The sequence below is a fragment of the Bradyrhizobium liaoningense genome (genome assembly GCF_018130955.1).
GTDB lineage: Bacteria > Pseudomonadota > Alphaproteobacteria > Rhizobiales > Xanthobacteraceae > Bradyrhizobium > Bradyrhizobium liaoningense_C.
Map to the genome: position 1 here is coordinate 16,415 of NZ_JAFCJM010000049.1, position 23,204 is coordinate 39,618.

20 protein-coding genes are annotated in these 23,204 nt (G+C 63.5%); 9 read left to right on the forward strand and 11 right to left on the reverse strand.

Going from position 1 to position 23,204, the window contains the following annotated elements:
* Nucleotides 1-259 precede the first annotated feature (259 nt).
* On the reverse strand, nucleotides 260-1,063 hold the full coding sequence (locus JQ632_RS29220) for a hypothetical protein (RefSeq protein WP_212406108.1): 804 nt from the start codon (nucleotides 1,061-1,063) through the stop codon (nucleotides 260-262).
* 171 nt (nucleotides 1,064-1,234) lie between these two features.
* On the reverse strand, nucleotides 1,235-1,744 hold the full coding sequence (locus JQ632_RS29225) for an OsmC family protein (protein ID WP_212406109.1): 510 nt from the start codon (nucleotides 1,742-1,744) through the stop codon (nucleotides 1,235-1,237).
* Nucleotides 1,745-1,996: 252 nt separating this feature from the next.
* Here JQ632_RS29225 and JQ632_RS29230 point away from each other — a divergent pair, with 252 nt between their 5' ends.
* Nucleotides 1,997-4,786: a [protein-PII] uridylyltransferase gene (locus JQ632_RS29230; RefSeq protein ID WP_212406110.1), complete on the forward strand. Its 2,790-nt coding sequence runs from the start codon at nucleotides 1,997-1,999 to the stop codon at nucleotides 4,784-4,786.
* A 163-nt stretch (nucleotides 4,787-4,949) separates the two neighbouring features.
* Here the strand turns inward: JQ632_RS29230 and JQ632_RS29235 are convergent, their stop codons facing one another.
* The gene (locus tag JQ632_RS29235; protein WP_212406111.1) at nucleotides 4,950-5,480 is read right to left on the reverse strand and encodes a methylated-DNA--[protein]-cysteine S-methyltransferase; all 531 of its coding nucleotides are present in this window, start codon (nucleotides 5,478-5,480) and stop codon (nucleotides 4,950-4,952) included.
* A 172-nt stretch (nucleotides 5,481-5,652) separates the two neighbouring features.
* Here JQ632_RS29235 and JQ632_RS29240 point away from each other — a divergent pair, with 172 nt between their 5' ends.
* Both JQ632_RS29240 and JQ632_RS29245 read left to right on the forward strand, forming a co-directional pair.
* Nucleotides 5,653-5,946 (forward strand): DUF1304 domain-containing protein, encoded by a 294-nt coding sequence (locus tag JQ632_RS29240; protein ID WP_249152614.1) that lies wholly within the window; start codon nucleotides 5,653-5,655, stop codon nucleotides 5,944-5,946.
* A gap of 344 nt (nucleotides 5,947-6,290) precedes the next feature.
* Nucleotides 6,291-7,517: an ABC transporter substrate-binding protein gene (locus tag JQ632_RS29245; protein ID WP_212406113.1), complete on the forward strand. Its 1,227-nt coding sequence runs from the start codon at nucleotides 6,291-6,293 to the stop codon at nucleotides 7,515-7,517.
* A 117-nt stretch (nucleotides 7,518-7,634) separates the two neighbouring features.
* Here the strand turns inward: JQ632_RS29245 and JQ632_RS29250 are convergent, their stop codons facing one another.
* The gene (locus JQ632_RS29250; protein ID WP_212406114.1) at nucleotides 7,635-8,060 is read right to left on the reverse strand and encodes a DUF1330 domain-containing protein; all 426 of its coding nucleotides are present in this window, start codon (nucleotides 8,058-8,060) and stop codon (nucleotides 7,635-7,637) included.
* A 147-nt stretch (nucleotides 8,061-8,207) separates the two neighbouring features.
* Between JQ632_RS29250 and JQ632_RS29255 the strand changes: the two genes are divergently transcribed.
* Complete coding sequence (locus tag JQ632_RS29255) at nucleotides 8,208-10,412, forward strand: transglycosylase domain-containing protein (RefSeq protein WP_212406115.1); 2,205 nt, start codon at nucleotides 8,208-8,210, stop codon at nucleotides 10,410-10,412.
* 282 nt (nucleotides 10,413-10,694) lie between these two features.
* Here JQ632_RS29255 and JQ632_RS29260 read toward each other — a convergent pair whose 3' ends face one another.
* The 4 genes from JQ632_RS29260 to JQ632_RS29275 all read right to left on the reverse strand — a co-directional run bounded on the left by JQ632_RS29260 (nucleotide 10,695) and on the right by JQ632_RS29275 (nucleotide 14,812).
* The gene (locus JQ632_RS29260; RefSeq protein ID WP_212406116.1) at nucleotides 10,695-11,534 is read right to left on the reverse strand and encodes a M48 family metallopeptidase; all 840 of its coding nucleotides are present in this window, start codon (nucleotides 11,532-11,534) and stop codon (nucleotides 10,695-10,697) included.
* Between the two features lie 217 nt (nucleotides 11,535-11,751).
* Nucleotides 11,752-13,080: a polyhydroxyalkanoate depolymerase gene (locus tag JQ632_RS29265; RefSeq protein ID WP_212406117.1), complete on the reverse strand. Its 1,329-nt coding sequence runs from the start codon at nucleotides 13,078-13,080 to the stop codon at nucleotides 11,752-11,754.
* 122 nt (nucleotides 13,081-13,202) lie between these two features.
* On the reverse strand, nucleotides 13,203-14,021 hold the full coding sequence (locus tag JQ632_RS29270) for an ABC transporter permease (protein ID WP_212406118.1): 819 nt from the start codon (nucleotides 14,019-14,021) through the stop codon (nucleotides 13,203-13,205).
* Nucleotides 14,018-14,812: an ABC transporter ATP-binding protein gene (locus tag JQ632_RS29275; protein ID WP_212406119.1), complete on the reverse strand. Its 795-nt coding sequence runs from the start codon at nucleotides 14,810-14,812 to the stop codon at nucleotides 14,018-14,020. Before JQ632_RS29275 ends, JQ632_RS29270 begins: the two co-directional genes overlap by 4 nt.
* Nucleotides 14,813-15,080: 268 nt before the next feature.
* On the opposite strand from JQ632_RS29275, the gene JQ632_RS29280 reads away from it, so the two are divergent.
* Both JQ632_RS29280 and JQ632_RS29285 read left to right on the forward strand, forming a co-directional pair.
* Nucleotides 15,081-16,403 carry an ActS/PrrB/RegB family redox-sensitive histidine kinase gene (locus tag JQ632_RS29280; RefSeq protein ID WP_212406120.1) on the forward strand — a complete coding sequence of 441 codons (1,323 nt, stop codon included), beginning with the start codon at nucleotides 15,081-15,083 and terminating at the stop codon, nucleotides 16,401-16,403.
* Nucleotides 16,404-16,506: 103 nt separating this feature from the next.
* A complete protein-coding gene (locus tag JQ632_RS29285; protein ID WP_212406121.1) occupies nucleotides 16,507-17,061 on the forward strand; it encodes an ActR/PrrA/RegA family redox response regulator transcription factor in 555 nt (184 codons plus the stop codon).
* A gap of 282 nt (nucleotides 17,062-17,343) precedes the next feature.
* Here JQ632_RS29285 and JQ632_RS29290 read toward each other — a convergent pair whose 3' ends face one another.
* Nucleotides 17,344-17,835 carry an MmcB family DNA repair protein gene (locus JQ632_RS29290; RefSeq protein WP_212406122.1) on the reverse strand — a complete coding sequence of 164 codons (492 nt, stop codon included), beginning with the start codon at nucleotides 17,833-17,835 and terminating at the stop codon, nucleotides 17,344-17,346.
* 147 nt (nucleotides 17,836-17,982) lie between these two features.
* On the opposite strand from JQ632_RS29290, the gene JQ632_RS29295 reads away from it, so the two are divergent.
* Nucleotides 17,983-19,683 carry an alpha-amylase family protein gene (locus tag JQ632_RS29295; protein ID WP_212406123.1) on the forward strand — a complete coding sequence of 567 codons (1,701 nt, stop codon included), beginning with the start codon at nucleotides 17,983-17,985 and terminating at the stop codon, nucleotides 19,681-19,683.
* 176 nt (nucleotides 19,684-19,859) lie between these two features.
* Here JQ632_RS29295 and JQ632_RS29300 read toward each other — a convergent pair whose 3' ends face one another.
* Nucleotides 19,860-21,461 carry an alpha-amylase family glycosyl hydrolase gene (locus tag JQ632_RS29300; RefSeq protein WP_212406124.1) on the reverse strand — a complete coding sequence of 534 codons (1,602 nt, stop codon included), beginning with the start codon at nucleotides 21,459-21,461 and terminating at the stop codon, nucleotides 19,860-19,862.
* A 168-nt stretch (nucleotides 21,462-21,629) separates the two neighbouring features.
* Here JQ632_RS29300 and JQ632_RS29305 point away from each other — a divergent pair, with 168 nt between their 5' ends.
* The gene (locus JQ632_RS29305) at nucleotides 21,630-22,298 is read left to right on the forward strand and encodes an MBL fold metallo-hydrolase (protein WP_212406125.1); all 669 of its coding nucleotides are present in this window, start codon (nucleotides 21,630-21,632) and stop codon (nucleotides 22,296-22,298) included.
* A 3-nt stretch (nucleotides 22,299-22,301) separates the two neighbouring features.
* Here JQ632_RS29305 and JQ632_RS29310 read toward each other — a convergent pair whose 3' ends face one another.
* Nucleotides 22,302-22,664, reverse strand: coding sequence for a helix-turn-helix domain-containing protein (locus JQ632_RS29310; RefSeq protein ID WP_212406126.1), 363 nt, complete (start codon nucleotides 22,662-22,664; stop codon nucleotides 22,302-22,304).
* 192 nt (nucleotides 22,665-22,856) lie between these two features.
* On the opposite strand from JQ632_RS29310, the gene JQ632_RS29315 reads away from it, so the two are divergent.
* Entirely contained in the window at nucleotides 22,857-23,159 is a 303-nt protein-coding gene (locus JQ632_RS29315) for a hypothetical protein (protein WP_212406127.1), read from the forward strand.
* The last annotated feature ends 45 nt before the right edge of the window (nucleotides 23,160-23,204 follow it).

The following is a 23,204-nucleotide window of genomic DNA, read 5'->3' on the forward strand; positions in this document are numbered from 1 at the left end:
CCGCGGTTGCAGACGTCCTCGACGAGAAGCAATTGGAGCTGTCGGCGGACCGATCGCTCGGGTCTACTGGCTGAACTTGCAGCCCCCATTACACAACGCGGGGCCGACTTGATGCCGATCTCCGTACGATGGCGGAAATGGCGAACGACGATTATGATTATCGGCGAGGCACAAAGATTAAATTAACGGCGATATCGGAAACAGGCATTGGATCACCGGAAAAATACCGGCTGGCTTTTCCGCGAAATCTTCGTCGGGACTACTTGCGGTTCAGTGAAAGCCTCCTCCGGCCAATCCGCCACAACGTCAGATTCCAGGTGATGCACGTGGTGAGTGCAAGACTGAGTCCGATCGTCGAGCCGAATTGCGCAACCGCGACGTGCAGCACCGCGATCGCCATGCCGAAGCCGAGCAGGCCCCAGGCCGCATTCGCAAGCACCGCGGCGGTCGGCGGGCCGCCGATGCGCGGATGCAGGATGATCATCATGCTGGTGAAGACGATCGGATAGAGCGCGATGATACCGCTGACCTTCGGCCCCACCCAGCCCGAGGTCGAGACCACGATCGCGACCAGGGTCGCCACCAGCGAGGCGCGCAAGGGCACGTCGTACCAGCGCCGCGTCACCAGCGGCATCTTCACATGGCGGTAGCGCGCGAGCAGCGGAATGCAGATGCCGAACGCCACCAGGTTGATGGCGAGGCCGGCCGTCAGCGACCAGTCGAACATCCGGATGATCGAGGCGAGCGCGATCCAGATCGCGACCGCAACGCCGCAGCTGATCAAGAGATTGTTCCGCTGCGCCAGCACGACATAGGTGAGCCCGAGCACGATGGTCGCGGCATTGACGGGGAGGCTCGCGAGCGCGCCTTGCGCGATGAAGGCCGCGTCATGGTCGAGCGCCAGGAAGACGTAGGAGGGACCTGCCGAAATCGGCAGCGTCGCCACCAGCGCGCCGATCACCGGCCCCGAACGCTCGGTGATCACAGACGCCGTCACGACGAACGCCGCCGTGATCGCCATGCGCAGGACAAGCGTGAGGAGGAAGACGAGTTCTGGGGGCATTTAGCGGCTGAATTTTGTTGGGGCGAACTATCCGCGGGGGCTCGTTCACCTCTCCCGTAGGGAGAGGTCGATTTGCGCAGCAAATCGGGTGAGGGCTTCAAGTCCCACAAGAGAGCGCAGCCCCTCACCCGCGCCCTTCGGCGCGACCTCTCCCTATGGGAGAGGTGGCAGCTACATCCTTTGCATCGATACCGAGATCTTCGGGCCGTTCTTGATGGTCTGATAGACCACGCAATAGCGCTCGGTGAGCTTCAGCAAGAGATCGAGCTTGTCCTGCGGCGCCGGCGTGTCGACCTCGAAGCGGAGGCGAATCTCGGCAAACCCGACCGGGGTCTCCTTGTCGACGCCGAGCGTGCCGCGGAAGTCGAGATCGCCCTCGGCATAAACATTTCCCGTCTTCAGCGGCACCTCGATCGCAGTCGCGACCGATTTCAGCGTGACGCCGGCGCAGGCGACCAGCGCCTCCAGCAACATGTCGCCGGAGCAGAGCTCGAGCCCGGACCCGCCGGTAGCCGGGTGGAGGCCAGCGACCGCGAGCGCGCGGCCGGTCTCGACCTTGCAGGCGATGCCGTCGCTGTCGGTCGATCCCTTCGCTTTCAGCGTGATCAACGCCGTCTTCGGATCGGTCTTGTAGCGGTCCTTGATCGGGGCCTGCATCTGGCGCAGTTCGGCGGCGTCCATTCCTAAGTCCTCCCCAAATGTCGTTGGCTGCCCGGCGGGTATAGAAGGCGATCGGTTTCGTGTCAGCCCATGATTGGTCGAAGCTGCCATGAGCGGCGCGGCAGCCAGCTAAAAAGCTCATTAAATTCAAAAAGTTACATGCGCGCCCGGAAGGTGGGCGCCGAGCCTCCGAATCGCCGGCGGACAACTCCCCATCGCCTTCCACGAATGTCTCGTGACAGCGCCCGCCGCCTCTTATATTCGAATTGATCCATGGATAGCGTCGCGACCGACCAAAAGCACGAGGTGGACGATCGTTTCGACAGCGCGCGGGTCACCGCCGCAGTCGATGCGCTCGCCGAGAAGCATGAGGGCCGAGAGGACGCGTTCCGCTCCGCGGTCGCGCAACTGCTCAAGGCCGAGCTGATCGCGGCGCGCGCGAAGGCGCAAGCGATCTTGCTCCGGGACCGCCACGGCCGGCACTGCGCCGAGCGGCTCTGCTTCGTGCAGGACGAGATCATCCGCATCCTGTTCTCGGCGGCGACCCGCCATCTCTACCGCTCGCCGATCCCGACCGGGGCCGAGCGCATGGCCGTGGTGGCAACCGGCGGCTATGGCCGCGGCCTGATGGCGCCGGAATCCGACATCGATCTCCTGTTCATCCTGCCCTACAAGCAGACCGCCTGGGGTGAGCAGGTCGCAGAGGCCATCCTCTATTGCCTCTGGGACATGGGATTGAAGGTCGGCCACGCCACGCGCTCGGTTGACGAATCGATCCGCCAGGCGCGCGGCGACATGACGATCCGCACCGCGATCCTGGAGACGCGCTTCCTCACCGGCGACCAGCCGCTCTATGACGAGCTGGTCGAGCGGTTCGACAAGGAAGTGGTGCAGGGCACCGCGTCGGAATTCGTCACCGCAAAGCTCGCCGAGCGCGAGGAGCGCCACCGCCGCGGCGGCCAGTCGCGCTACCTGGTCGAGCCGAACGTCAAGGACGGCAAGGGCGGCCTGCGCGATTTGCATACGCTGTTCTGGATCGCGAAATACGTCTACCGCGTGCGCGACACCGACGAACTGGTCGAGCGCGGCGTGTTCGATGCGCAGGAGTATCGCACCTTCCGCCGCTGCGCGGATTTCCTCTGGTCGGTGCGCTGCAATCTGCACTTCTTCTGCAACCGCGCCGAGGAGCGGCTGTCCTTCGACCTGCAGCGCGAGATCGCCGTGCGGCTCGGCTACACCTCGCATCCGGGCATGCAGGATGTCGAGCGCTTCATGAAGCACTACTTCCTGGTGGCGAAGGAGGTCGGCAACCTCACCGCCATCCTGTGCGCAAAACTGGAGGATCAGCAGGCCAAGCCCGCGCCGGTGCTGAGCCGGGTGATGGCGCGGCTGCGACCGAGCACCGTGAAGCGGCGCGTGCCCGACAGCGACGACTTCATCGTCGACAACAACCGCATCAACCTCGCCGCGCCCGACGTCTTCAAGCACGATCCGGTCAACCTGATCCGCATCTTCCGCCTGGCGCAGAAGAACAACCTCGCCTTCCATCCCGACGCGATGCGCACCGTGACGCGCTCGCTCAACCTGATCAACGCGCAGCTTCGCGAGAACCCGGAAGCCAACCGTCTCTTCATGGAGATTTTGACCTCCAACGACGCGGAGACCGTGCTGCGGCGGATGAACGAGACCGGCGTGCTCGGCCATTTCATCCGCGCCTTCGGCAAGATCGTCTCGATGATGCAGTTCAACATGTATCATCACTATACGGTCGACGAGCATCTGATCCGCTGCATCGGTTTCCTCCAGGACATCGAGCGCGGCGGCATCGAGGAGTTTACGCTCGCCAGCGACCTCTTCCGCAAGACCCGGCCCGAGCACCGGCCGGTGATCTACATCGCAACGCTGTTGCACGACGTCGCCAAGGGGCGGCCGGAGGATCACTCGATTGCGGGCGCCAAGGTGGCGCGCCGGCTCTGCCCGCGGCTCGGCTTCAGCCCGGCCGATACCGAGCTCGTGGCATGGCTGATCGAGGAGCACCTCACCATGTCCACGGTCGCGCAGTCGCGCGACCTCTCGGATCGCAAGACGATCGAGAATTTTGCCGCCGTGGTGCAGTCGGTCGAACAGATGAAGCTGCTCACCATCCTGACCACCGCCGACATCCGCGGCGTCGGCCCCGGCGTGTGGAACGGCTGGAAGGCGCAGCTTTTGCGCTCGCTCTATTACGAGACCGAGCCAGTGCTCACGGGCGGCTTCTCGGAGGTGGACCGCGGCAAGCGGCTCGCGGCGGCGCATGCCGAATTCCGCATGGCCTTTGCCGAATGGCCCAAGGACGAACTCGACGCCTATATCGGCCGACACTATCCGGCCTATTGGCTCAAGGTCGAGCTGCCGCGAAAGATCCGCCACGCCCGCTTCGTGCGGTCGAGCGAGCAGGCCGGCCACAAGCTCGCGATCAATGTCGGCTTCGACGAGGTGCGCGGCGTCACCGAGCTCACGATTTTTGCCGCCGACCATCCCTGGCTGCTGTCGATCATCGCGGGCGCCTGCGCGTCAGCCGGCGCGAACATCGTCGACGCGCAGATCTACACCACGACGGACGGCCGCGCGCTCGACACCATCTCGATCTCCCGGGAATACGACCGCGACGAGGACGAGGGCCGGCGTGCCACGCGGATCGGCGAGATGATCGAGGACGTGCTCGAAGGCAAGCTGCGCCTGCCCGAAGTGGTGGCGCGACGCGCCGTGCGCAGCAAGGCGCGTCCGTTCGTGATCGAGCCGGAGGTGATCATCAACAACCAATGGTCCGACCGCTACACCGTGATCGAGGTTTCCGGCCTCGACCGGCCCGGCCTGCTCTACGAGCTGACCACCGGGCTCTCCAAGCTCAACCTCAACATTGCGTCGGCGCATGTCGCGACCTTCGGCGAGCGGGCACGCGACGTGTTCTACGTCACCGACCTGCTCGGCGCGCAGATCAACGCCCCGACGCGGCAAGCCGCGATCAAGAGCGCGCTGGTCCACGTGATCGCGGGCGAGAAGACAGTTCAGCCGGCGGCGTGAGGTTACTTCGTCATTCCGGGGCGCCGCGCAGCGGCGAGCCCGGAATCCATCTCACCACAAACACCGCGGATAAATGGATCCTCAGATGCGCAATTGCGCATCATAGCTCGCGACTTCGTCGCGCCCCGGAATGACGAGGAGGAGAGACAGGCGCTCGCGTCCTCTAAACCTCCACGCCCTCATGCCTGAGCAGCCAGCGCTTGCGCTCAAGGCCACCGCCGTATTTCACCAGCGAACCATCGGCGCCGATCAGGCGATGACAAGGCAGCACCACGCTGATCGGGTTGGAGCCGTTGGCATGGCCGACAGCACGCACCGCCCTGGGTACGTCGAGCCGCGCGGCGAGTGCGGCGTAGCTCATGGTGGTCCCGACGGGAATCTTGGCGAGCGCGGTCCAGACCTTGCGCTGGAATGGCGTGCCGGCGACGCGCCATGCGATCGCCTTGAGCTGCGCGAGATCGTCGTCGAAATAGCCTGACAGCGCGGCGCGTAGTGCGGACGGTGCGCGCTGCGTGTGCAAATCGACAGCGCCATGCTGCAGGCGCAACAGCTCGCGCATCCGATGCTCGTAGTCCTCCCAGTCGAGCGCACACAGCACGCCATCGGCATCGGTGACGAGCAAGACGGTGCCGATCGGCGTCTTCAACCGGCCGAGACCAAAACGTTCGGAAGAATCAGTGAAGCGTGCAGGCATCGGGACATCAGCGAAAGCGACGGACGGTCGCACTTTCCATCGCGCGCGTGCTATCGTCCACCCGAAACCTGATCCGTCTGATAATTCGTCGTTGGGGGACACATTGATCTGGATCGCCAATCTTCTTGTTGCACTCGTCGCAGCCCTGCACGTCTTCTTTCTGATCCTCGAGATGTTCCTCTGGACCAAGCCGCTCGGCCTCAAGGTATTTCGCCAGACACCGGAGAAGGCCGAAATTTCCAAGGTGCTCGCCGCCAATCAGGGGCTCTATAACGGCTTCCTGGCAGCCGGCCTCGTCTGGGGCCTCGTCCACGGCAATCCGGCCTTCGCATTCCAGATCAAGGCATTCTTCCTGCTGTGCGTGATCGTGGCGGGCCTCTATGGCGCAGCGACCGTGAGCAGGCGGATCCTGTTCGTGCAGGCGCTGCCGGCAGCAATTGCGCTCATCGCACTGTATTTCGCCTGAGGCGCGTCGACACGACGTCGCGATCCTTGCACAGTGCCTGACCTTCCTCCACAATCTTCGACCGCGATGGCAACCGTTGCAATCAGCGGGATAAAGACCATCGGCAAAATTCCGTCAGGAGGAAGATCCCAAGATGAACAGGAACCGTGGAGCCTTCTTGGCCGTAACGACGGCGCTCGCCTTCGGCCTCTCCGCGTCACCGTGCGACTAAAGTCGCCGCCCTGCCCGACCAGCCACCTTGCATCGCAGCAACCACTCCTCCACTATCACGCCAGCGATGACGTCCGCCGAGCCGCAGCAGCCGGCCGGACAGATCATCGGCGATAACAAACGAGGAAATTGCGATGAGGAACAGAGTTTTGCATCTGGTGACCGGCACGGCGCTGGCCTTGGGGCTGTCGGTCTCGGCAGCCAGTGCCCAGAAGAAATATGACCCGGGCGCCAGCGACACCGAGATCAAGATTGGCCAGACCAACCCGTTCAGCGGACCCGCTTCGGCCTATGCCACGATCGGCAAGACCCAGGCTGCCTATATGAAGATGATCAACGATCAGGGCGGCATCAACGGCCGCAAGATCAACCTCATCCAGTATGACGACGCCTACTCGCCGCCCAAGGCGGTCGAGCAGGTTCGCAAGCTGGTCGAGAGCGACGAGGTGCTGCTCACCTTCCAGCTGCTCGGCACGCCGTCGAATGCCGCCGTGCAGAAATATCTCAACGCCAAGAAGGTGCCGCAGCTCTTCGCGGCGACCGGCGCCTCGAAGTTCACCGACCCGAAGAACTTCCCGTGGACGATGGGCTTCAATCCGAACTACTTCGTCGAGGGCCGCATCTACGGCCAGTACATCATCAAGGAGTACCCGAACGCCAAGATCGGCATTCTCTATCAGAACGACGACCTTGGAAAAGACTACCTGAACGGCATCAAGGCCGGCCTCGGCGACAAGGCGGCGAAGATGATCGTGGCGGAAGCTTCCTACGAAGTCTCCGACCCGACCATCGATTCGCAGGTCCTCAAGATCAAGGACGCGGGCGCGGACCTGTTCTTCTCGGCGACCACGCCGAAGCAGGCGGCGCAGGCGATCAAGAAGATCAACGAACTGGCGTGGAAGCCGGTGCACATCCTCGACATCAACGCCACCTCGGTCGGCGCCGTGATGAAGCCGGCAGGCCTCGAAGCCTCCAAGGGCGTGATCAGCGTCAACTACGGCAAGGACCCGCTCGATCCGACCTGGAAGGACGATCCGAGCATGAAGAAGTACTTCGAGTTCATGGCCAAGTACTATCCCGATGGCGACAAGGACTCGAGCTTCAACTCCTATGGCTACATGACCTCGCAGTTGATGGTCTATGTGCTGCAGAAGTGCGGCGACGATCTCACCCGCGAGAACGTCATGAAGGTGGCAACCAGCCTCAAGAACGTTCAGCTCGATCTGCTGCTGCCGGGCATCACGGTCAATACCTCGCCGACCGACTATCGCGTCAACAAGCAGTTGCAGATGATGAAGTTCAACGGCGAGCGCTGGGAGCTCTTTGGCCCGATCCTGGAGGACGCGGGTCCGGCGGGTTAGTCGTCACTCCGTCATTCCGGGATGGCGCGTAAGCGCCAGACCCGGAATCTCGAGATTCCCCATTGCGCAATTGCGCAATGGGGTTCGATGCTTTCGCATCGCCCCGGAATGACGATGTTAGGCCGGCACCTCGCCAAAATTCTTGCCGACCGGCAGCACGGCGTGGCGGATCAGCCGCGAATCTTCCACCGCGGCCTGGCGGTGCTTGACCGCCTCGCGATAGACGGGGTCGCGGATCATTTCGACGAAGGCGGCGACGCTTGGGTATTCGGCGATGAAGCAATGGTCCCAGCGCTCCTCACTTGGGCCGATCAGCATCAGCTCGAAACGGCCCTGCCAGACGATGCGGCCGCCGAGGCGCTCGAACACCGGGCCGCTCTCGCGGCCATAGGCGGCATAGGCTTCCGCGCCGGAAGCTTTCCGGCCATCGGGATAAGCGGCCTGCTTCCGCAGCCGGACCAGATTAAGCATGTGGATCGGGCCGGGGCGGTCGTTCTCCCGGAATTGCGCAAAAACGTCCTTGGTCGGATCGATATGGCCCATGCGGATTTCCTCTTCTTTTTGATGCGCCGATCCTAGCGCGATGGAACCGCCGCCGCAGCTCCTAATGCCGCGTTAAGCTTTGCGTAACCGGGCCTTAAACAGCCATCGCTAGCGTGCAGCGGGGCAGGCTGACCGGGCGTTTTGCGTATGGCGTGGACGAAGAAAAAAGGCGGTGGACGCAAGGAGCCGCTCTTCGGTCTGCCTGCGGCGCTGGCCGATCTGCGCCTGACCGCCGCCGACCGCATCCCCAACGCCGAAGACAAGCCCAGGAAATCTACCAGCCAATCGTCCGCCAAGCGCAAGAGCGACGATCCCGGCAGCGAGCCACCGCGCGAGCGAAAACCAGCACCGAGCCGCAGCGGCTCGAAACGCCGGTCGAAGTCGCGCCTGCGCGCCGGCATCGGCCGCCTGGTCTACTGGGGCGCAGTGCTCGGCCTCTGGGGCGCGATCGCCGTGATCGGCGTCGTGATCTGGGTCGGCGCGCATCTGCCGCCGCTGCAGTCCCTGGAAATCCCCAAACGGCCGCCGACCATCCAGATCGTCGGCATCGACGGCAGCGTGCTGGCCCAGCGCGGCGAGATGGCCGGCGCCAATGTCGCGCTGAAGGATTTGCCGCCCTACTTGCCGAAAGCGTTTATCGCCATCGAGGACCGCCGCTTCTATTCGCATTTCGGCATCGACCCGGTCGGCATCGCACGCGCGCTCGTCACCAACGTCATGCATCGTGGCGTCTCGCAGGGCGGCTCGACGCTGACGCAGCAGCTCGCCAAAAACCTGTTCCTGACCCAGGAGCGCACGATGCAGCGCAAGCTGCAGGAGGCCGAGCTCGCGCTCTGGCTGGAGCGCAAGCATTCCAAGAACGAGATCCTCGAGCTCTATCTCAACCGCGTCTATTTCGGCTCCGGCGCCTATGGCGTCGAGGCCGCCGCGCAGCGCTATTTTGGCAAGTCGGCCAAGAACGTCACGATTGCGGAAGCCGCGATGCTCGCCGGTCTCGTCAAATCGCCGTCGCGCCTCGCGCCGAACCGCAATCCCGAAGGTGCCGAGCAGCGGGCGCAAGTCGTGCTGGCGGCGATGGCGGACGCAAAGTTCATCACGGAAGCGCAGGCCCAAGCCTCGATCGGCCATCCCTCCTACAATGTGAAGCCGGCCGGCGCCGGCACCGTCAACTACGTCGCCGACTGGATCGGCGAGGTCCTGGACGATCTCGTCGGCCAGATCGACCAGAGCATCGTGGTTCAGACCACGATCGATCCAAAGCTCCAGAGCGTGGCGGAGGCCGCCATCATCGACGAGCTCGCCGCCAAGAGCGTGAAGTTCAATGTCAGCCAGGGCGCGCTGGTGGCGATGACGCCCGACGGCGCCGTGCGTGCCTTGGTCGGCGGCCGAAACTATGCGGAGAGCCAGTATAACCGCGCCGTCACCGCGAAACGGCAGCCGGGCTCCTCGTTCAAGCCGTTCGTCTATCTGACCGCGATCGAGCAGGGGCTGACGCCCGATACCATCCGCCAGGATGCGCCGATCGAAGTGAAGGGCTGGCGGCCCGAGAACTACACCCACGAATACTTTGGCGCGGTGACGCTGACGCAGGCGCTCGCGATGTCGCTCAACACGGTCGCGATCCGCCTCGGCCTCGAGGTCGGGCCGAAGAACGTGGTGCGTACCGCGCACCGGCTCGGCATCTCCTCAAAGCTCGAGCCCAATGCCTCGATCGCGCTCGGCACCTCGGAAGTCTCTGTCGTCGAGCTGGTCGGCGCCTATGCGCCGTTCGCCAATGGCGGGCTCGCGGTGTCGCCGCATGTGGTGACGCGGATCAAGACCCAGGACGGCAAGCTGCTCTACATGCGCCAGCCTGAGGAGCGCAATCAGGTGATCGAGCCGCGCGCGGTTGCGATGATGAACAGCATGATGCGGGAGACGCTGATCTCCGGCACCGCGAAGAAGGCTGATATCCCCGGCTGGCCGGCCGCCGGCAAGACCGGCACCAGCCAGGATTACCGCGACGCCTGGTTCATCGGCTATACGGCCAACCTCGTCACCGGCGTCTGGCTCGGCAATGACGACAACTCGCCGACCAAGAAGGCGACCGGCGGCGGCCTGCCGGTGGAAGTATGGACCCGCTTCATGCGCACGGCCCATGAGGGAGTGCCGGTCGCGGCCTTGCCGAACGTGCAAGGCGGCTGGGGCCTGTCGAACCTCGCGCAGGCGGCCTCGCAAGTCTCCGCGCCCACGCCATCAGCGCCGGTCAGTGGCGGCTACCGTCCCTCGCCGACCCGCACCAATGTGCGGCCGGAGCCGGCCGCAGGCCTCGATGGCTGGCTGATGGACCGGCTGTTCGGCGGAAACAGATAGCGGCCTGAAGCGCGCCGAAACCGGGCCTCCAATAAAAAAGCTCGAAAACAACCCCATGCAAAGTAGCCGGTGGTTTTCGGCGTGAAGCGCGGTGGATTTCGACGAAGCAATTGAGAGGTCAGGGCAAACGCTGACATTGCCGCAAATTCGACTGTCATTCCCCGCGAAAGCGGGGAATCCAGTACGCCGCGGCTTATCCGTATCGCGTCACGGCCTCTGGAATACTGGATCGCCCGCCTTCGCGGGCGATGACGGCGTCAATTGTGGCTGGCAACGAAAGAGCTAATCCTCGATCCCGTAGCGGTGCAGATCGTTGCCGTACGTATCGAGCCACTTCTTGGCGCGCTCCATCGACGGGCACACCTTCCCACATACGCGCCAGAATCGCGGCGAGTGGTTCATCTCGACGAGATGGGCGACTTCGTGGGCGGCGAGATAGTCGAGCACGAAGGGCGGCGCGAGGATCAGGCGCCAGGAGAACGACAGCGAGCCTGCCGAGGTGCAGGAACCCCAACGGCTGGACTGGTCGCGGATCGAGAGCCGCTTGACCCTGACTCCGAGCTCGGCGGCATAGACCTCCGCCGAACGCTGCAAATCGTGGCGCGCCTCGCGCTTGAGCCAGTCATGGACGCGGCGGTCGATGTGCTCGTAACCGCCGGCGACGCAGATAATCCGTTCGCCGCTGTCGCGCATCTCGGTCCACACCGTGCCGCGCTCGCCGGCGCGATGCACGATCCGGTGCGGCACGCCGCGGAGCGGTATCACCGTGCCCGCCTGGAACGGCGCCGCCTTCGGCAAACGCCCGAGGCGCGCCGCGATCCAGCCGCCGTGACGCTGCGCGAAGTCGCGCGCATCGGCCAGCGTGCCGCGTGGCGGCATGGTGAGGATGGCTTCGCGATCGCTGGGATGGATTCTCAGCGTGTAACGGCGCGCGCGACGGTGCCGGCGCAGCCGGATCGCAAAATATTGCGACCCATGCTTGATCAGGAGAGTCGAGGGTTCGTGAGGCCGCCGATAAAGGAGCGCGCGAGTGGCCATGTCTGTCAGTCCGGGGAGGAGAAGTTCGCCCGGATTCTGCCATAACCGCCGCCAGGGAAAGCGCTCGGCGCAAAAACAAATCATTTGCCCAATATACAGGGGTTCAAGCGTGCCGAGGCCCTACAGGCTGGGGTTGGAACCGGCTTTTTTCGCCCGCTCCAGGCGCATGCGGCCTCCCCAAAGGCTGAGGGCGGACTCACTCCTATAACGCTACCTAAATACCGCGAATCTGGACTGGATTTTGGCCTCCCGACACGGTCGGACGAGGCCAAAACTCCACGATATCGGCGGGATTTTTCGCCTATTCGGCCGCCGCGGCGAGCGAAGCCTTCGGATTCGCCGCCGAGATCATGAAATCGTGGATGCGCGGCACGATTTCCGACTTGAAGCGCGAGCCGTTGAACACGCCGTAATGTCCGACACCCTTCTGCACGTAGTGCACGCGGCGATGTTCGGGGATCGAGTTGCACAAACCATGCGTGGCTTCGGTCTGACCGAGGCCGGAAATGTCGTCGTTCTCGCCTTCCACCGTCATCAGCGCGACGCGCGTGATCCTGGACGGATCTACGCGTGTGCCGCGGTGGGTCATCTCGCCCTTCGGCAGCGCGTGCTTCACGAACACGGTGTCGACCGTCTGGAGATAATACTCCGCCGTGAGGTCCATCACCGCGAGATACTCGTCGTAGAAGTCACGGTGCTTGTCAGCAAGGTCGCCGTCGCCCTTCACGAGATGTGCAAAGAGCTGCTTGTGGGCGTCCATGTGGCGGTCGAGATTCATGCTGATAAAGCCGTTGAGCTGCAAGAATCCCGGATAGACGTCGCGCATCATGCCCGGATGCGGGAACGGCACCTTGGTGATGACGTGATTGCGGAACCAGTCGATGCCGCGCTCTTCGGCGAGCTTGTTCACCGCGGTCGGATTGCGGCGGGTGTCGATCGGGCCACCCATCAGCGTCATCGAGGTCGGCACGAAGGGATCGCGCTGCGCTTCCATGATCGAGACGGCCGCCACGACAGGAACCGAGGGCTGGCACACCGCCATCACATGGGTGTTGCCGCCGAGCACGTGCAGCATCTCGATGACGTAGTCGATGTAGTCGTCGAGGTCGAAACGGCCCTCGCTGAGCGGCACCATGCGGGCGTCGGCCCAATCGGTGATGTAGACCTCATGCGCCGGCAGGAAGGCCTCGACCGTACCGCGCAGCAGCGTGGCATAGTGGCCGGACATCGGCGCCACGATCAGCACGCGCGGCTGCGGGCTGCGCAACGGACGGGTGAACTTGCGATCGAAATAGAGCAGCCGGCAAAACGGCTTTTCCCAGACCGGGCGAACCTCGACGGGGACGCGGATGCCGTTGACCTCGGTGTCGTTGAGGCCCCATTCCGGCTTGCCGTAGCGGCGCGTGGTGCGCTCGAACAATTCGCAGGCCGCCGCCAGCGACTTGCCGACATCGGTGTGCGACCAGGGGTTCAGCGGATTTTGAAACAGGATCTTGGTGGCATCGGTGACCGCGCGTGCCGGATTGAGAGAGGCGTGCGCCATCTCGTACATCCAGTACATCGGCGTCGTTAATACCGGACTGCCTTCGGCCACTAAGGGCGGTGCGCCGCCAAACTCACCAATGGGCATTATCGTTGATCCTCTCGCATCGCAGCATACTGCCGAATGCGCAATATTGCGTCAATGCACGGTTCCGTACATCTACGTGCTCAAGACGCAAAAATGAGTCGGAATTCACGGGAAAAGTTGCGCTATTCGCCCCCGGACAGCAGCGAGCCATGTTTTTTGGCGCTGCGCAAAAGGGCAAGGAATGCCCCAAAAGATGCAACCAACAGGAGGCCATTGATGAGAAGTGCATCCAGCATGAGGTCGGTCCGGAAGGTGTTTTCGATCAACAGCGCCCGCATGCCCTCGAACACGTAGGTCGGCGGCAGCGCCCAGGCGACGTATTGCAGCCAGACGGGCAGCACGCTGACCGGATAGTAGATGCAGGCGAGCGGCATCAGCGCGAACATCAGCGTCCAGACGATGCTTTCGGCGCCGAGGCCGTTCCGCAGCACCAGGCCCGACACGAAGATGCCGACCGACCAGCTCGTGAAGATCAGGTTGCAGAAGAACGGGATCAGCGGCAGGCCGAGGCTGTAGAGATTGAAGTGAAACAGGAACAGCGCCAGCAGCGTCATCGGAATGATGCCGATGGCGAGCCGGATCAGGCTCATGATCATAAGCGCGAGCAGAAACTCGATCGGCCTCAAGGGGCTCATCATGAGATTGCCGATGTTGCGCGACCACATCTCCTCCAGGAAGGAGATCGAGAAGCCGAGCTGGCCGCGGAACAGGATGTCCCAGAGGATGACGGCGCCGATCAGCGTGCCGCCGGCGCGCGCGAAGAAGTTTGCGTTCTCAGCGATGTAGAGCTGAAGGAAGCCCCAGGTGATGATCTGGAGGATCGGCCAGTACAACAGCTCCAGGAGCCGCGGCCAGGACGACAGCAACAGATACCAGTAGCGCAGGATCATCGCGTTGATGCGATGCATCGCCAGGCCGCGGTGCAGCGTGAGCCCGTTCATCGCAGCGTCTCCTGAACTCGCCCACGCGCGACGTCCAGAAACACCTCTTCCAGCGTCGTGCGATTGTAGCGCGCCATGATGGCGTCGGGCGTATCATCGTCCTCGATGCGGCCGCGCTTCATGATGATGACGCGATCGCAGAGACGCTCGACCTCGAGCATGTTGTGCGAAGCGAGCAGGATGGTGGCGTCATTGGCCTTCCGATAAGTCTCCAGATGCGCCCGCACCCAATCGGCCGTATCCGGATCGAGCGAGGCGGTCGGCTCGTCCAGCAGCAACAGCTCGGGCTCGTTGATCAGGGCCTTTGCGAGCGCAACGCGGGTCTTCTGCCCGGCGGAAAGCTTGCCATTGGCGCGGTCGAGAAATTCGGTGAGGTCGAGATCGTCGGCAAGCCGCGCGATGCGCTCGGTGAGGTTCTTCACCGCATAGAGCTTGCCGAAGATCGTCAGGTTCTGCCGCACCGTGAGGCGCATCGGCATGTCGACATAGGGGCTCTCGAAATTCATCCGCCCCAGCACCTCGGCGCTCTCGTCCGGCATCCGATGGCCGAGCACCGCCACCTTGCCCGAGGTCGGCAGCACCAGGCCCATGATCATTGCGATCGTGGTGGTCTTGCCGGCGCCGTTGCCGCCGAGCAGGCCGGTGATGCTGCCGCGGGACAACGAAAACGAGATGCCGTCGACGGCGCGGGTCTGCTTGTAGACCTTGACCAGACGATCGACCTCGATGGCCGCGGCGAGCCTGCGATCCGCGACAGTCGGCCAGCTTGAAGCCTTGTCATTCTCGGTCATGCTGGCCGTTCTTCTGCTATTGCAGCGCGGAGTGCAAGACTTGACTCAGGGATGACGAGGTGAGGCGTGATCGTTGCCGCGAAGGCGGTGCGCTCCCTCCCCCGCTTGCGGGGGAGGGTCGGGGAGAGGGTGTCTCCGCAATCGAGAACCCCCAAGAGGAGAGAACCCTCACCCGCGCCTCCGGCGCGACCTCTCCCGCAAGCGGGAGAGGTTGAACTCGCGGCCGCCATGTTTGTGATCGCGCCCGCGCATCGTTAGATTGGCTGCCATGACCGAAATTGCCGCCTCCGAGTTTCGCCATCCGCAGCGACACATCCGCCTGGATACGATCCTGCGGCTGCGCTGGCTTGCGGTGCTCGGCCAGCTCGCCGCCATCTTCATCGTGGCGCAGGGGCTCGAATTCAACGTCGCGATCATCCCTTGCGTCACCATCATCGGGCTGTCGGCGGCGCTCAATCTGGCGCTGCAAATGGCTGTCAATCCGATGCAGCGGCTGGAGCCGGTGCAGGCAGCCGGCCTGCTCGCGCTCAATATCGTGGAACTGGCCGGACTGCTGTTCTTTACCGGGGGCCTGCAGAACCCGTTCTCGTTCCTGTTCCTGGCGCCGGTGCTGATCTCGGCCACCGCGCTGCCGGCGCGGCTGACCTTCGGCCTCGGCCTGCTCGCGGTCGCCTGCGCCTCCATCCTGGTCTTCTATCACCTGCCGTTGCCGTGGGATTCCGACGACCCGCTGGTGCTGCCGCCGATCTATCTGGTCGGCGTCTGGCTCTCGATCGTGCTCGCGATCGGCGTCACCAGCCTCTACTCCTTCCAGGTGACGGAGGAGGCACGCAAGCTCGCAGATGCGCTCGCCGCGACCGAGCTGGTGCTGACGCGCGAGCAGCATTTGACCCAGCTCGACGGACTCGCTGCCGCCGCAGCGCATGAGCTCGGGACGCCACTCGCAACGATCTTCCTGATCTCGCGCGAGCTCGAGAAGACGGTGAAGGACCCCGCCCTCGTCGGCGACCTCAAGACCTTGCGCGAGCAGACGCAACGGTGCCGGGACATCCTGAGCAAGATCACCCAATTGTCCTCGACCGGCGCGCCGTTCGACCGGATGAAGGTGTCCGAGCTGATCGAGGAGGTGGTGGCCCCGCACCGCGATTTCGGCGTTGCCATCAAGGTCAGGATCGCGCTCGCCGCGGCCGCGGAACCGGTCGGCTCGCGCAATCCGGCTGTCCTTTATGGTGTCGGCAATATCGTCGAAAATGCCGTCGATTTCGCCCACACCACCGTCGAGGTGAACGCCTGGTGGAACAACGACACGATCGAGATCGTGATCTCCGACGACGGCCCCGGCATTCCGCCGGATCTCCTGCACCGGATCGGCGAGCCCTATCTCTCGCGGCGGCGGCCGCAGGACGAAAGCGGCAGCGAACGCCGTGGCCTCGGCCTTGGCGTGTTCATCGCGCGTACGTTACTTGAGCGGACCGGCGCCAAGGTGTCGTTTACCAATCGGATGTTTCCGGAACACGGCGCCGTGGTGCAGATCGCGTGGCCGCGCGAGCGTTTTGAGGCTATCGAGACGCTCGAAGAAACAATAGGATAGACCGCGACCTTGCGTCGCACAAAGCGGCCGGTCGACCATTGGCGGCCTTGGCAGCGTGCGATTGTGACGCCATATGTAGACGCGTTGGAGAGAGGAAAAACCCTTGAACGCCATCGCCGAACTGAATGAACAGAGCGACCGTTCGCTTCTGATCGTGGAAGACGACAAGCCGTTTCTGGAGCGGCTGTCGCGCGCCATGGAGACGCGCGGATTCACCGTGACGTCGTGTGACACCGTGTCGGATGGATTGGCTCAGATCGGCAAGGCCGCGCCCGCCTTCGCGGTGGTGGATCTGCGGCTCGGCGACGGCAACGGCCTCGACGTCGTCTCGGCGCTGAAGAAGAAGCGCCCCGAGGCGCGCGCCATCGTGCTCACGGGTTATGGCAACATCGCCACCGCGGTGACCGCGGTGAAGATGGGCGCGATCGACTATCTCTCAAAACCTGCTGACGCCGACGACGTGGTCGCAGCCCTGCTCTCGACCGGGACGGAAAAGTCCGAGCTGCCGGCGAATCCGATGTCGGCCGACCGCGTGCGCTGGGAGCACATCCAGCGCATCTACGAGATGTGCAACCGCAACGTCTCGGAAACCGCGCGCCGTCTCAACATGCACCGGCGGACGTTGCAACGAATTCTGGCGAAGCGCGCGCCGCGCTGATTTCCACGATCGATCATCTTTCGCCGTCACCCTGAGGTGGCCGCTTCTTCAGCGGCCCTCGAAGGGCGACGGCCCGGCTGCATCCCGGCCGTTCATCCTTCGAGGCTCCCCATGCGGCGCATCGCGCCGCATGCCTCGCACCTCAGGATGACGGGGATACAGCTTTTGCTGAATTCGTAGGGTGGGCAAAGGCGCGAAGCGCAGTGCCCACCATTTCTGCTTCAGATCTGACCGGGGGCACGCTACGCTTTGCCCACCCTACGGATTCCGCGTTCGAAGCCCCTACTCCCAAAACTCCGCGTGCCCTTGCGGATCGACCAGGCGGTTGATCCGGAGTGCAGCCGCCATGGCAAAGCGCACCGTCATCTGCTTGCGGGTGGCGGCGGCGAGCTTGTGCTCGGGCGCCTCGCAATGCAGATGCGCGCCATAGGCATCCGCGATGATCAACCCGGTGCCTTCGGGAAAGATCTCGCAAGGCAGGTCCTGCGTGAAGGCGAAGAACAGCCGGTCGCAATGGGCGCGGTAGTCCTGCCATTTCTGGTCGGCGCGCAAATCCTCCACCGACGACTTGATCTCGACGATCCAGATCTCGCCGCGCTCGTTCAGCGCCACGAGATCGGCTCTGCGGCCTGACGGCAGCGGCAATTCGCTGATGCAGGTGAAACCGAGCGAGCGCAACAGCCGCGCCGTGCCGCGTGCGATCGCAAGCGCCGTCTCGGATTGACGGCCGTCGGGCGGCGGGACCAGGGCGAGGTTGCGGGCGGTGGAGTCCATCGGGGGAGATTAGCCGATTCCGTTGTGCCCGTCATTCCGGGGCGCGCGCAGCGCGAGCCCGGGACGACAGTGGGTGGGAACCTCGCCTCTCTCGGGCGCTTATCACGAAGCCGCCAGAACCAAGGCGGCCGACCGAGGCTGCCCTACATGATCGACGATCTCTGGTACAAGAACGGCGTCATCTACTGTCTTTCCGTCAGCACCTATATGGACGCCAATGGCGATGGTGTCGGCGATTTCAAAGGGCTGTTGCGCCGGCTGGATTATCTGCACGGTCTCGGCATCACGACGATCTGGCTGATGCCGTTCCAGACCTCGCCCGGCCGCGACGACGGCTACGACATCGCCGACTATTACAGCGTGGATACCCGCTACGGCACGCTCGGCGACTTCGTCGAGTTCGCCCATGGCTGCAAGCAGCGCGGTATCCGCATCATCATCGATCTCGTCGTCAACCACACCTCCGACCAGCACCACTGGTTCAAGGAGGCGCGGCGCGACAAGAACTCACCCTATCGCGACTGGTATGTGTGGTCCGACAAGAAGCCAGCGAATGCCAATAAGGGCATGGTGTTTCCCGGCGTGCAGAAATCGACCTGGACGCGCGACAAGGAGGCCGGCGCCTGGTTCTTCCACCGCTTCTACGATTTCCAGCCCGACCTCAACACCTCGAACCCGCATGTCCAGGCCGAGATCCTCAAGATCATGGGTTTTTGGATCCAGCTCGGCGTGTCGGGCTTCCGGATGGATGCCGTGCCGTTCGTGATCGCGACCAAAGGCGCGAAGGTGAAGAAGCCTGTCGAACAATACGACATGCTGCGCGCGTTCCGCGAATTCCTGCAATGGCGGCAGGGCGACGCGATCATCCTTGCGGAAGCCAACGTACTGCCCGAGACCGACATGGAATATTTCGGTCGCGACGCCGACCGCATGCACATGATGTTCAATTTTCACGTCAACCAGCACCTGTTCTATGCGCTGGCGTCAGGCGACTCCCGGCCGCTGGCAAAGGCGTTGAAGGCGACCAGGCCGCGTCCGGCCACCGCACAATGGGGCCTGTTCCTGCGCAACCATGACGAGCTCGATCTCGGCCGCCTCACCAAGGCGCAGCGCGATCTCGTGTTCAAGCGTTTTGGTCCCGACGAGGACATGCAGCTCTATGACCGCGGCATTCGCCGGCGGTTTGCACCGATGCTGGGCGGCGACCGCAGGCGGCTCGAGCTCGCCTACAGCCTGATGTGCACGCTGCCGGGAACGCCAGTGATCCGCTATGGCGACGAGATCGCGATGGGCGATGATCTCTCGCTGCCCGAACGCAATTGCGCGCGCACGCCGATGCAATGGTCGACTGAACCTCATGGCGGCTTCACCAAGAGCGACAGGCCGGCCTGCCCTGTGATCGACAAGGGACCCTACGGCTTCGACCACGTCAACGTCGCCAAGCAGCGGCGCGATCCGAACTCCATGCTGAACTGGACCGAGCGCATCGTCCGCATGCGCAAGGAAGTGCCGGAGGTCGGATGGGGCGATTTTACCATCATCCCGATACGCGACCCCGCCGTCTTCATCATCCGCTATGACTGGCGCAACAACTCCGTGCTGTTCGTGCACAATCTCGACGAGATGCCGCGCGAGATCGCGTTCTCGACCAAGCTGCCGGGTGACGCCGGAACGCTCCTGATCAACCTGCTCGCCGAAGACCACAGCCGCGCCGACAAGCGCGGCCAGCACCGGGTCGTGCTCGAGCCCTACGGCTATCGCTGGTACCGCGTCGGCGGGCTGGACTACCTTTTGAAGCGCAGCGATGTCGATGCTCATACGGTGAGTGGCGGCAAGCAAAAGGGATGAGTAACTGCGTCGTCCTGGCGAAAGCCAGGACCCATTACCCCAAGAGGCCGTTGTAGCGTGAGCTGATGACCACCAGTCTTCGCCAAACTACTCCCTGTGGTAATCGCGACGAGCGCAAGCGCTCGCGCGGGGGTCCTGGATCTGCGCTTCGCTTGTCCAGGACGACAGCTAAACAGCTAGGACGGCGGCACGATGATGACGCCTTCACTGCCGCGGAGGTCCAGCACGCCCTCGAGACGCTCGTCCTCGCGATCGAGATAGGTCGACAGCAGGATTTTGCTGCAGACGCCGATCGTGCTGGTGGTGAGCGCGACCGGCTCTGCACCGAGATTCAGGGCGACGGTCACGGCCTCGCCATCGGACTCCCTGCAATAGATCAGGAGATCGCCCTGCGCGGCGATCGGACGATAGGTGCCGGAAACGAGCGGCGGACATTGCTTCCTGAAGGCGATCAGGCGCTTGTAGAGGTTGAGGATCGAGAACGCGTCGGCTTCGAGGTTGACGACGTTCTCATGGACATGGATCTCCGGCAGCGACAGCCACGGCTTGACTCCGGAAAAACCGGCACAAGGCGACGAATCCCACTGCATCGGCGTGCGGCAGCCGTCGCGACCGACACCGATGCCGGGCACGTTCTTCTCGAAGGGATCGCGCACATCCTCCGGCGCGATCGTGACCTGCCGCATGCCGATCTCGTCGCCATAATAGAGCGTCGGCGTGCCGCGCAAGGTGAGGAGCAGCATGGCGGCGACGCGCGCCTGTTCGGAGCCGACCCGGCTTGCGACGCGCGGGCGATCGTGATTACCGAGCACCCAGTTCGGCCAAGCGCCCTTCGGCAACGCCTTCTCGTAGTCCTCGATGATTGTCTCGATCGCGCGCGCGCTCCAGAACGTCGACAGCAGCGCAAAATTGAACGGCATCTGCGCGCCGGTGAGATCGTTGCCGTAATAGGCCATGAGCCGATGCAGCGGCAGATAGATCTCGCCAATCAGCACGCGGGCGCGATACGCGTCGGTGACGCGCCGCATCTCGGCGATCACCTCATGCACCTCCGGCTGGTCGGTGGAATATTGCGTCAGGATCTTCTCGTGCGGCGGCCGGCCCTCGACATAATGCGGGTTTTGCGGATTGTCGCGGAATTCGGTGTCCTTGATCAGGTGCCAGATGACGTCGACACGAAAACCGTCAACGCCCTTCTCCAGCCAGAACCGCATCACGTCATAGATCGCCTCGCGGACTTGCGGGTTGCGCCAGTTGAGATCGGGCTGCTGGGCGAGGAAGGCGTGGTAGTAATATTGGCCGGTCGCCTCATCGAACTGCCAGGCGCTGCCGCCGAATTCCGACACCCAGTTGTTCGGCGGGCTGCCATTCTCCTTGCCGTCGCGCCAGATGTACCAGTCGCGCTTGGGATTATCGCGCGAGGACCGGCTCTCGACGAACCAGGGATGCTGATCGGAGGTGTGATTGGGCACGAGATCGAGGATCAGCTTCAGCCCGTGCTCATGCGCGGCCGAGAGCAGCGCGTCGAAATCCGCCATCGTGCCGAACAGCGGATCGATGCCGGTATAGTCCGAGATGTCGTAGCCGAAATCGGCCATCGGCGAAGGGAAGATCGGCGACAGCCAGATCGCGTCGACGCCGAGCGATTTTACGTATGGCAGGCGCCTGAGAATGCCGGTGAGGTCGCCGACCCCGTCGCCATCGCTGTCCTGAAACGAGCGCGGGTAGATCTGATAGAAGATGCCGTCGCGCCACCAGTTTTCGCCGCCCTGAGCCATGTCGCCACCCTGTGATCGATCTCGCGCACTGCAACGCGCCTGATACGCCCGGGTTCAGACCAGCAGGGCATTGGGACGGACGTGTGACGGTCCGGGACGGCTGTTCCGCCGGCGGCCGGGCACGAATCTTTTGCTTGGCGGGCGGGTAAAAATCAGCATTGTGAGGCCATGACCCAGGAAACCGACACTCAGGCTAAAGCGGGCGCGGTGATCGTCCCCGTCACGCTGTTCGAGCAGAACTGCACCATCATCTGGAACGAGCCCAGCAAGAAGGCGGTCGTGATCGACCCCGGCGGGGACGTGCCAAAAATCCTCGATGCGATCAAGCAGACCGGCGTCACCGTCGAGAAGATCTGGCTCACCCACGGCCATATCGATCATGTCGGCGGCGCGGCGGACTTGCGCGATGCGCTGAAGGTGCCGATCGAGGGGCCGCATGTCGCGGACAAGTTTCTGCTCGACAACGTCGTCTCGAGCGGCGCGCGCTTCGGCATGACGGGCGTGCGCGATTTCGCGCCGGACCGCTGGCTCGAGGAAGGCGACACGGTCGCAATCGGCGAGCTCTCCTTCGACATCCTGCACTGCCCCGGCCATTCGCCGGGCAGCGTGGTGTTCTTCAACAAGGAGCTGCGCTTCGCCCATGTCGGCGACGTCCTGTTCGCGGGTTCGGTCGGACGCACCGACCTGCCCGGCGGCAGTCACGCCACGCTGATCGACTCGATCAAAACGAAGCTGCTGCCGCTCGGCGACGACGTCGGCTTCATCTGCGGCCATGGCGCCGGCTCGAGCATCGGCCAGGAACGGATGACCAATCCGTTCATCACCGGCGAGATGTAAGACCTACTCGGCGGCCTCGCTGAGCGCCGCCGGCTCGCCGAGATGCCGCTCACCCCAGTCTCTGATGGCCGCGATCACGGGCACAAAACTCTTGCCCTTGCGGGTCAGGCGATATTCGACCTTGGGCGGCACGACCGCATAATCCTTGCGGTCGATCAGGCCGCTCAGCGTCAGTGCCTTCAATTCGCGGCTCAGCACGCGCGGGGTGATCTCCGCGCTGCCATCGGTGCCGCGCAACAACCCGTTCCTGATCTCGCCGTAGCGGCGGGGCCCGTCCTTGAGGTCCCAGACGATCCTGAGCTTGTACTTGCCGCTGATCATCTTCTGGAACGCCGCAACCGGGCAGCTACGCAGTGCTTTCGCCATGTCGTCACCCTCCATGCGCAAGCATTCTTGTTTTGACGCGTTTTCTTTACGCGAACCGGTATCCACTTCGCTCGAACGCTTTGGCGAAGGATAGGAGCAATGCGAAAAAAGGCCATACTATCAATTTTGTCCATACTTGCAGAACGGCTCCCAAGGGGCAGATGATCCCCACACGACGAAAGGGAGCGTCACATGAAGCACTTCATGATCAAGTACGAGTTCAGAAACGGCACCAGGGATGCCTGGCACGCGGAGATCGCGCGCTTCATCAAGGCGATTGAGAACGATCCGGAATTGAAGGGCCGGATCAGCTATCGCTGCATGAAGAACCGCGACGACGGCAGCTACTTCCATCTCGCAGGCGTCACCGACGACGCGGCCCAGAAGACGCTGCAATCGCGCGATTTCTTCAAGCACTATACGGAGATGACGCGGAAGGTCGCGGGCGGCGAGGTGACGGTGACGCCGATCGAGATGATCGACGCCACGGCGTAGCGTTGGTTGCAGAACGTCGCCAAAAACTCCGACGTCGTCCCGGGG

Excerpts from the sequence above, each read along its gene's own strand:
- JQ632_RS29220 (WP_212406108.1), bottom strand. The coding sequence starts at position 1,063 with ATGCCCCCAGAACTCGTCTTCCTCCTCACGCTTGTCCTGCGCATGGCG.
- JQ632_RS29225 (WP_212406109.1), bottom strand. The coding sequence starts at position 1,744 with ATGGACGCCGCCGAACTGCGCCAGATGCAGGCCCCGATCAAGGACCGC.
- JQ632_RS29230 (WP_212406110.1), top strand. The coding sequence starts at position 1,997 with ATGGATAGCGTCGCGACCGACCAAAAGCACGAGGTGGACGATCGTTTC.
- JQ632_RS29235 (WP_212406111.1), bottom strand. The coding sequence starts at position 5,480 with ATGCCTGCACGCTTCACTGATTCTTCCGAACGTTTTGGTCTCGGCCGG.
- JQ632_RS29240 (WP_249152614.1), top strand. The coding sequence starts at position 5,653 with ATGTTCCTCTGGACCAAGCCGCTCGGCCTCAAGGTATTTCGCCAGACA.
- JQ632_RS29245 (WP_212406113.1), top strand. The coding sequence starts at position 6,291 with ATGAGGAACAGAGTTTTGCATCTGGTGACCGGCACGGCGCTGGCCTTG.
- JQ632_RS29250 (WP_212406114.1), bottom strand. The coding sequence starts at position 8,060 with ATGGGCCATATCGATCCGACCAAGGACGTTTTTGCGCAATTCCGGGAG.
- JQ632_RS29255 (WP_212406115.1), top strand. The coding sequence starts at position 8,208 with ATGGCGTGGACGAAGAAAAAAGGCGGTGGACGCAAGGAGCCGCTCTTC.
- JQ632_RS29260 (WP_212406116.1), bottom strand. The coding sequence starts at position 11,534 with ATGATTTGTTTTTGCGCCGAGCGCTTTCCCTGGCGGCGGTTATGGCAG.
- JQ632_RS29265 (WP_212406117.1), bottom strand. The coding sequence starts at position 13,080 with ATGCCCATTGGTGAGTTTGGCGGCGCACCGCCCTTAGTGGCCGAAGGC.
- JQ632_RS29270 (WP_212406118.1), bottom strand. The coding sequence starts at position 14,021 with ATGAACGGGCTCACGCTGCACCGCGGCCTGGCGATGCATCGCATCAAC.
- JQ632_RS29275 (WP_212406119.1), bottom strand. The coding sequence starts at position 14,812 with ATGACCGAGAATGACAAGGCTTCAAGCTGGCCGACTGTCGCGGATCGC.
- JQ632_RS29280 (WP_212406120.1), top strand. The coding sequence starts at position 15,081 with ATGACCGAAATTGCCGCCTCCGAGTTTCGCCATCCGCAGCGACACATC.
- JQ632_RS29290 (WP_212406122.1), bottom strand. The coding sequence starts at position 17,835 with ATGGACTCCACCGCCCGCAACCTCGCCCTGGTCCCGCCGCCCGACGGC.
- JQ632_RS29295 (WP_212406123.1), top strand. The coding sequence starts at position 17,983 with ATGATCGACGATCTCTGGTACAAGAACGGCGTCATCTACTGTCTTTCC.
- JQ632_RS29300 (WP_212406124.1), bottom strand. The coding sequence starts at position 21,461 with ATGGCTCAGGGCGGCGAAAACTGGTGGCGCGACGGCATCTTCTATCAG.
- JQ632_RS29305 (WP_212406125.1), top strand. The coding sequence starts at position 21,630 with ATGACCCAGGAAACCGACACTCAGGCTAAAGCGGGCGCGGTGATCGTC.
- JQ632_RS29310 (WP_212406126.1), bottom strand. The coding sequence starts at position 22,664 with ATGGCGAAAGCACTGCGTAGCTGCCCGGTTGCGGCGTTCCAGAAGATG.
- JQ632_RS29315 (WP_212406127.1), top strand. The coding sequence starts at position 22,857 with ATGAAGCACTTCATGATCAAGTACGAGTTCAGAAACGGCACCAGGGAT.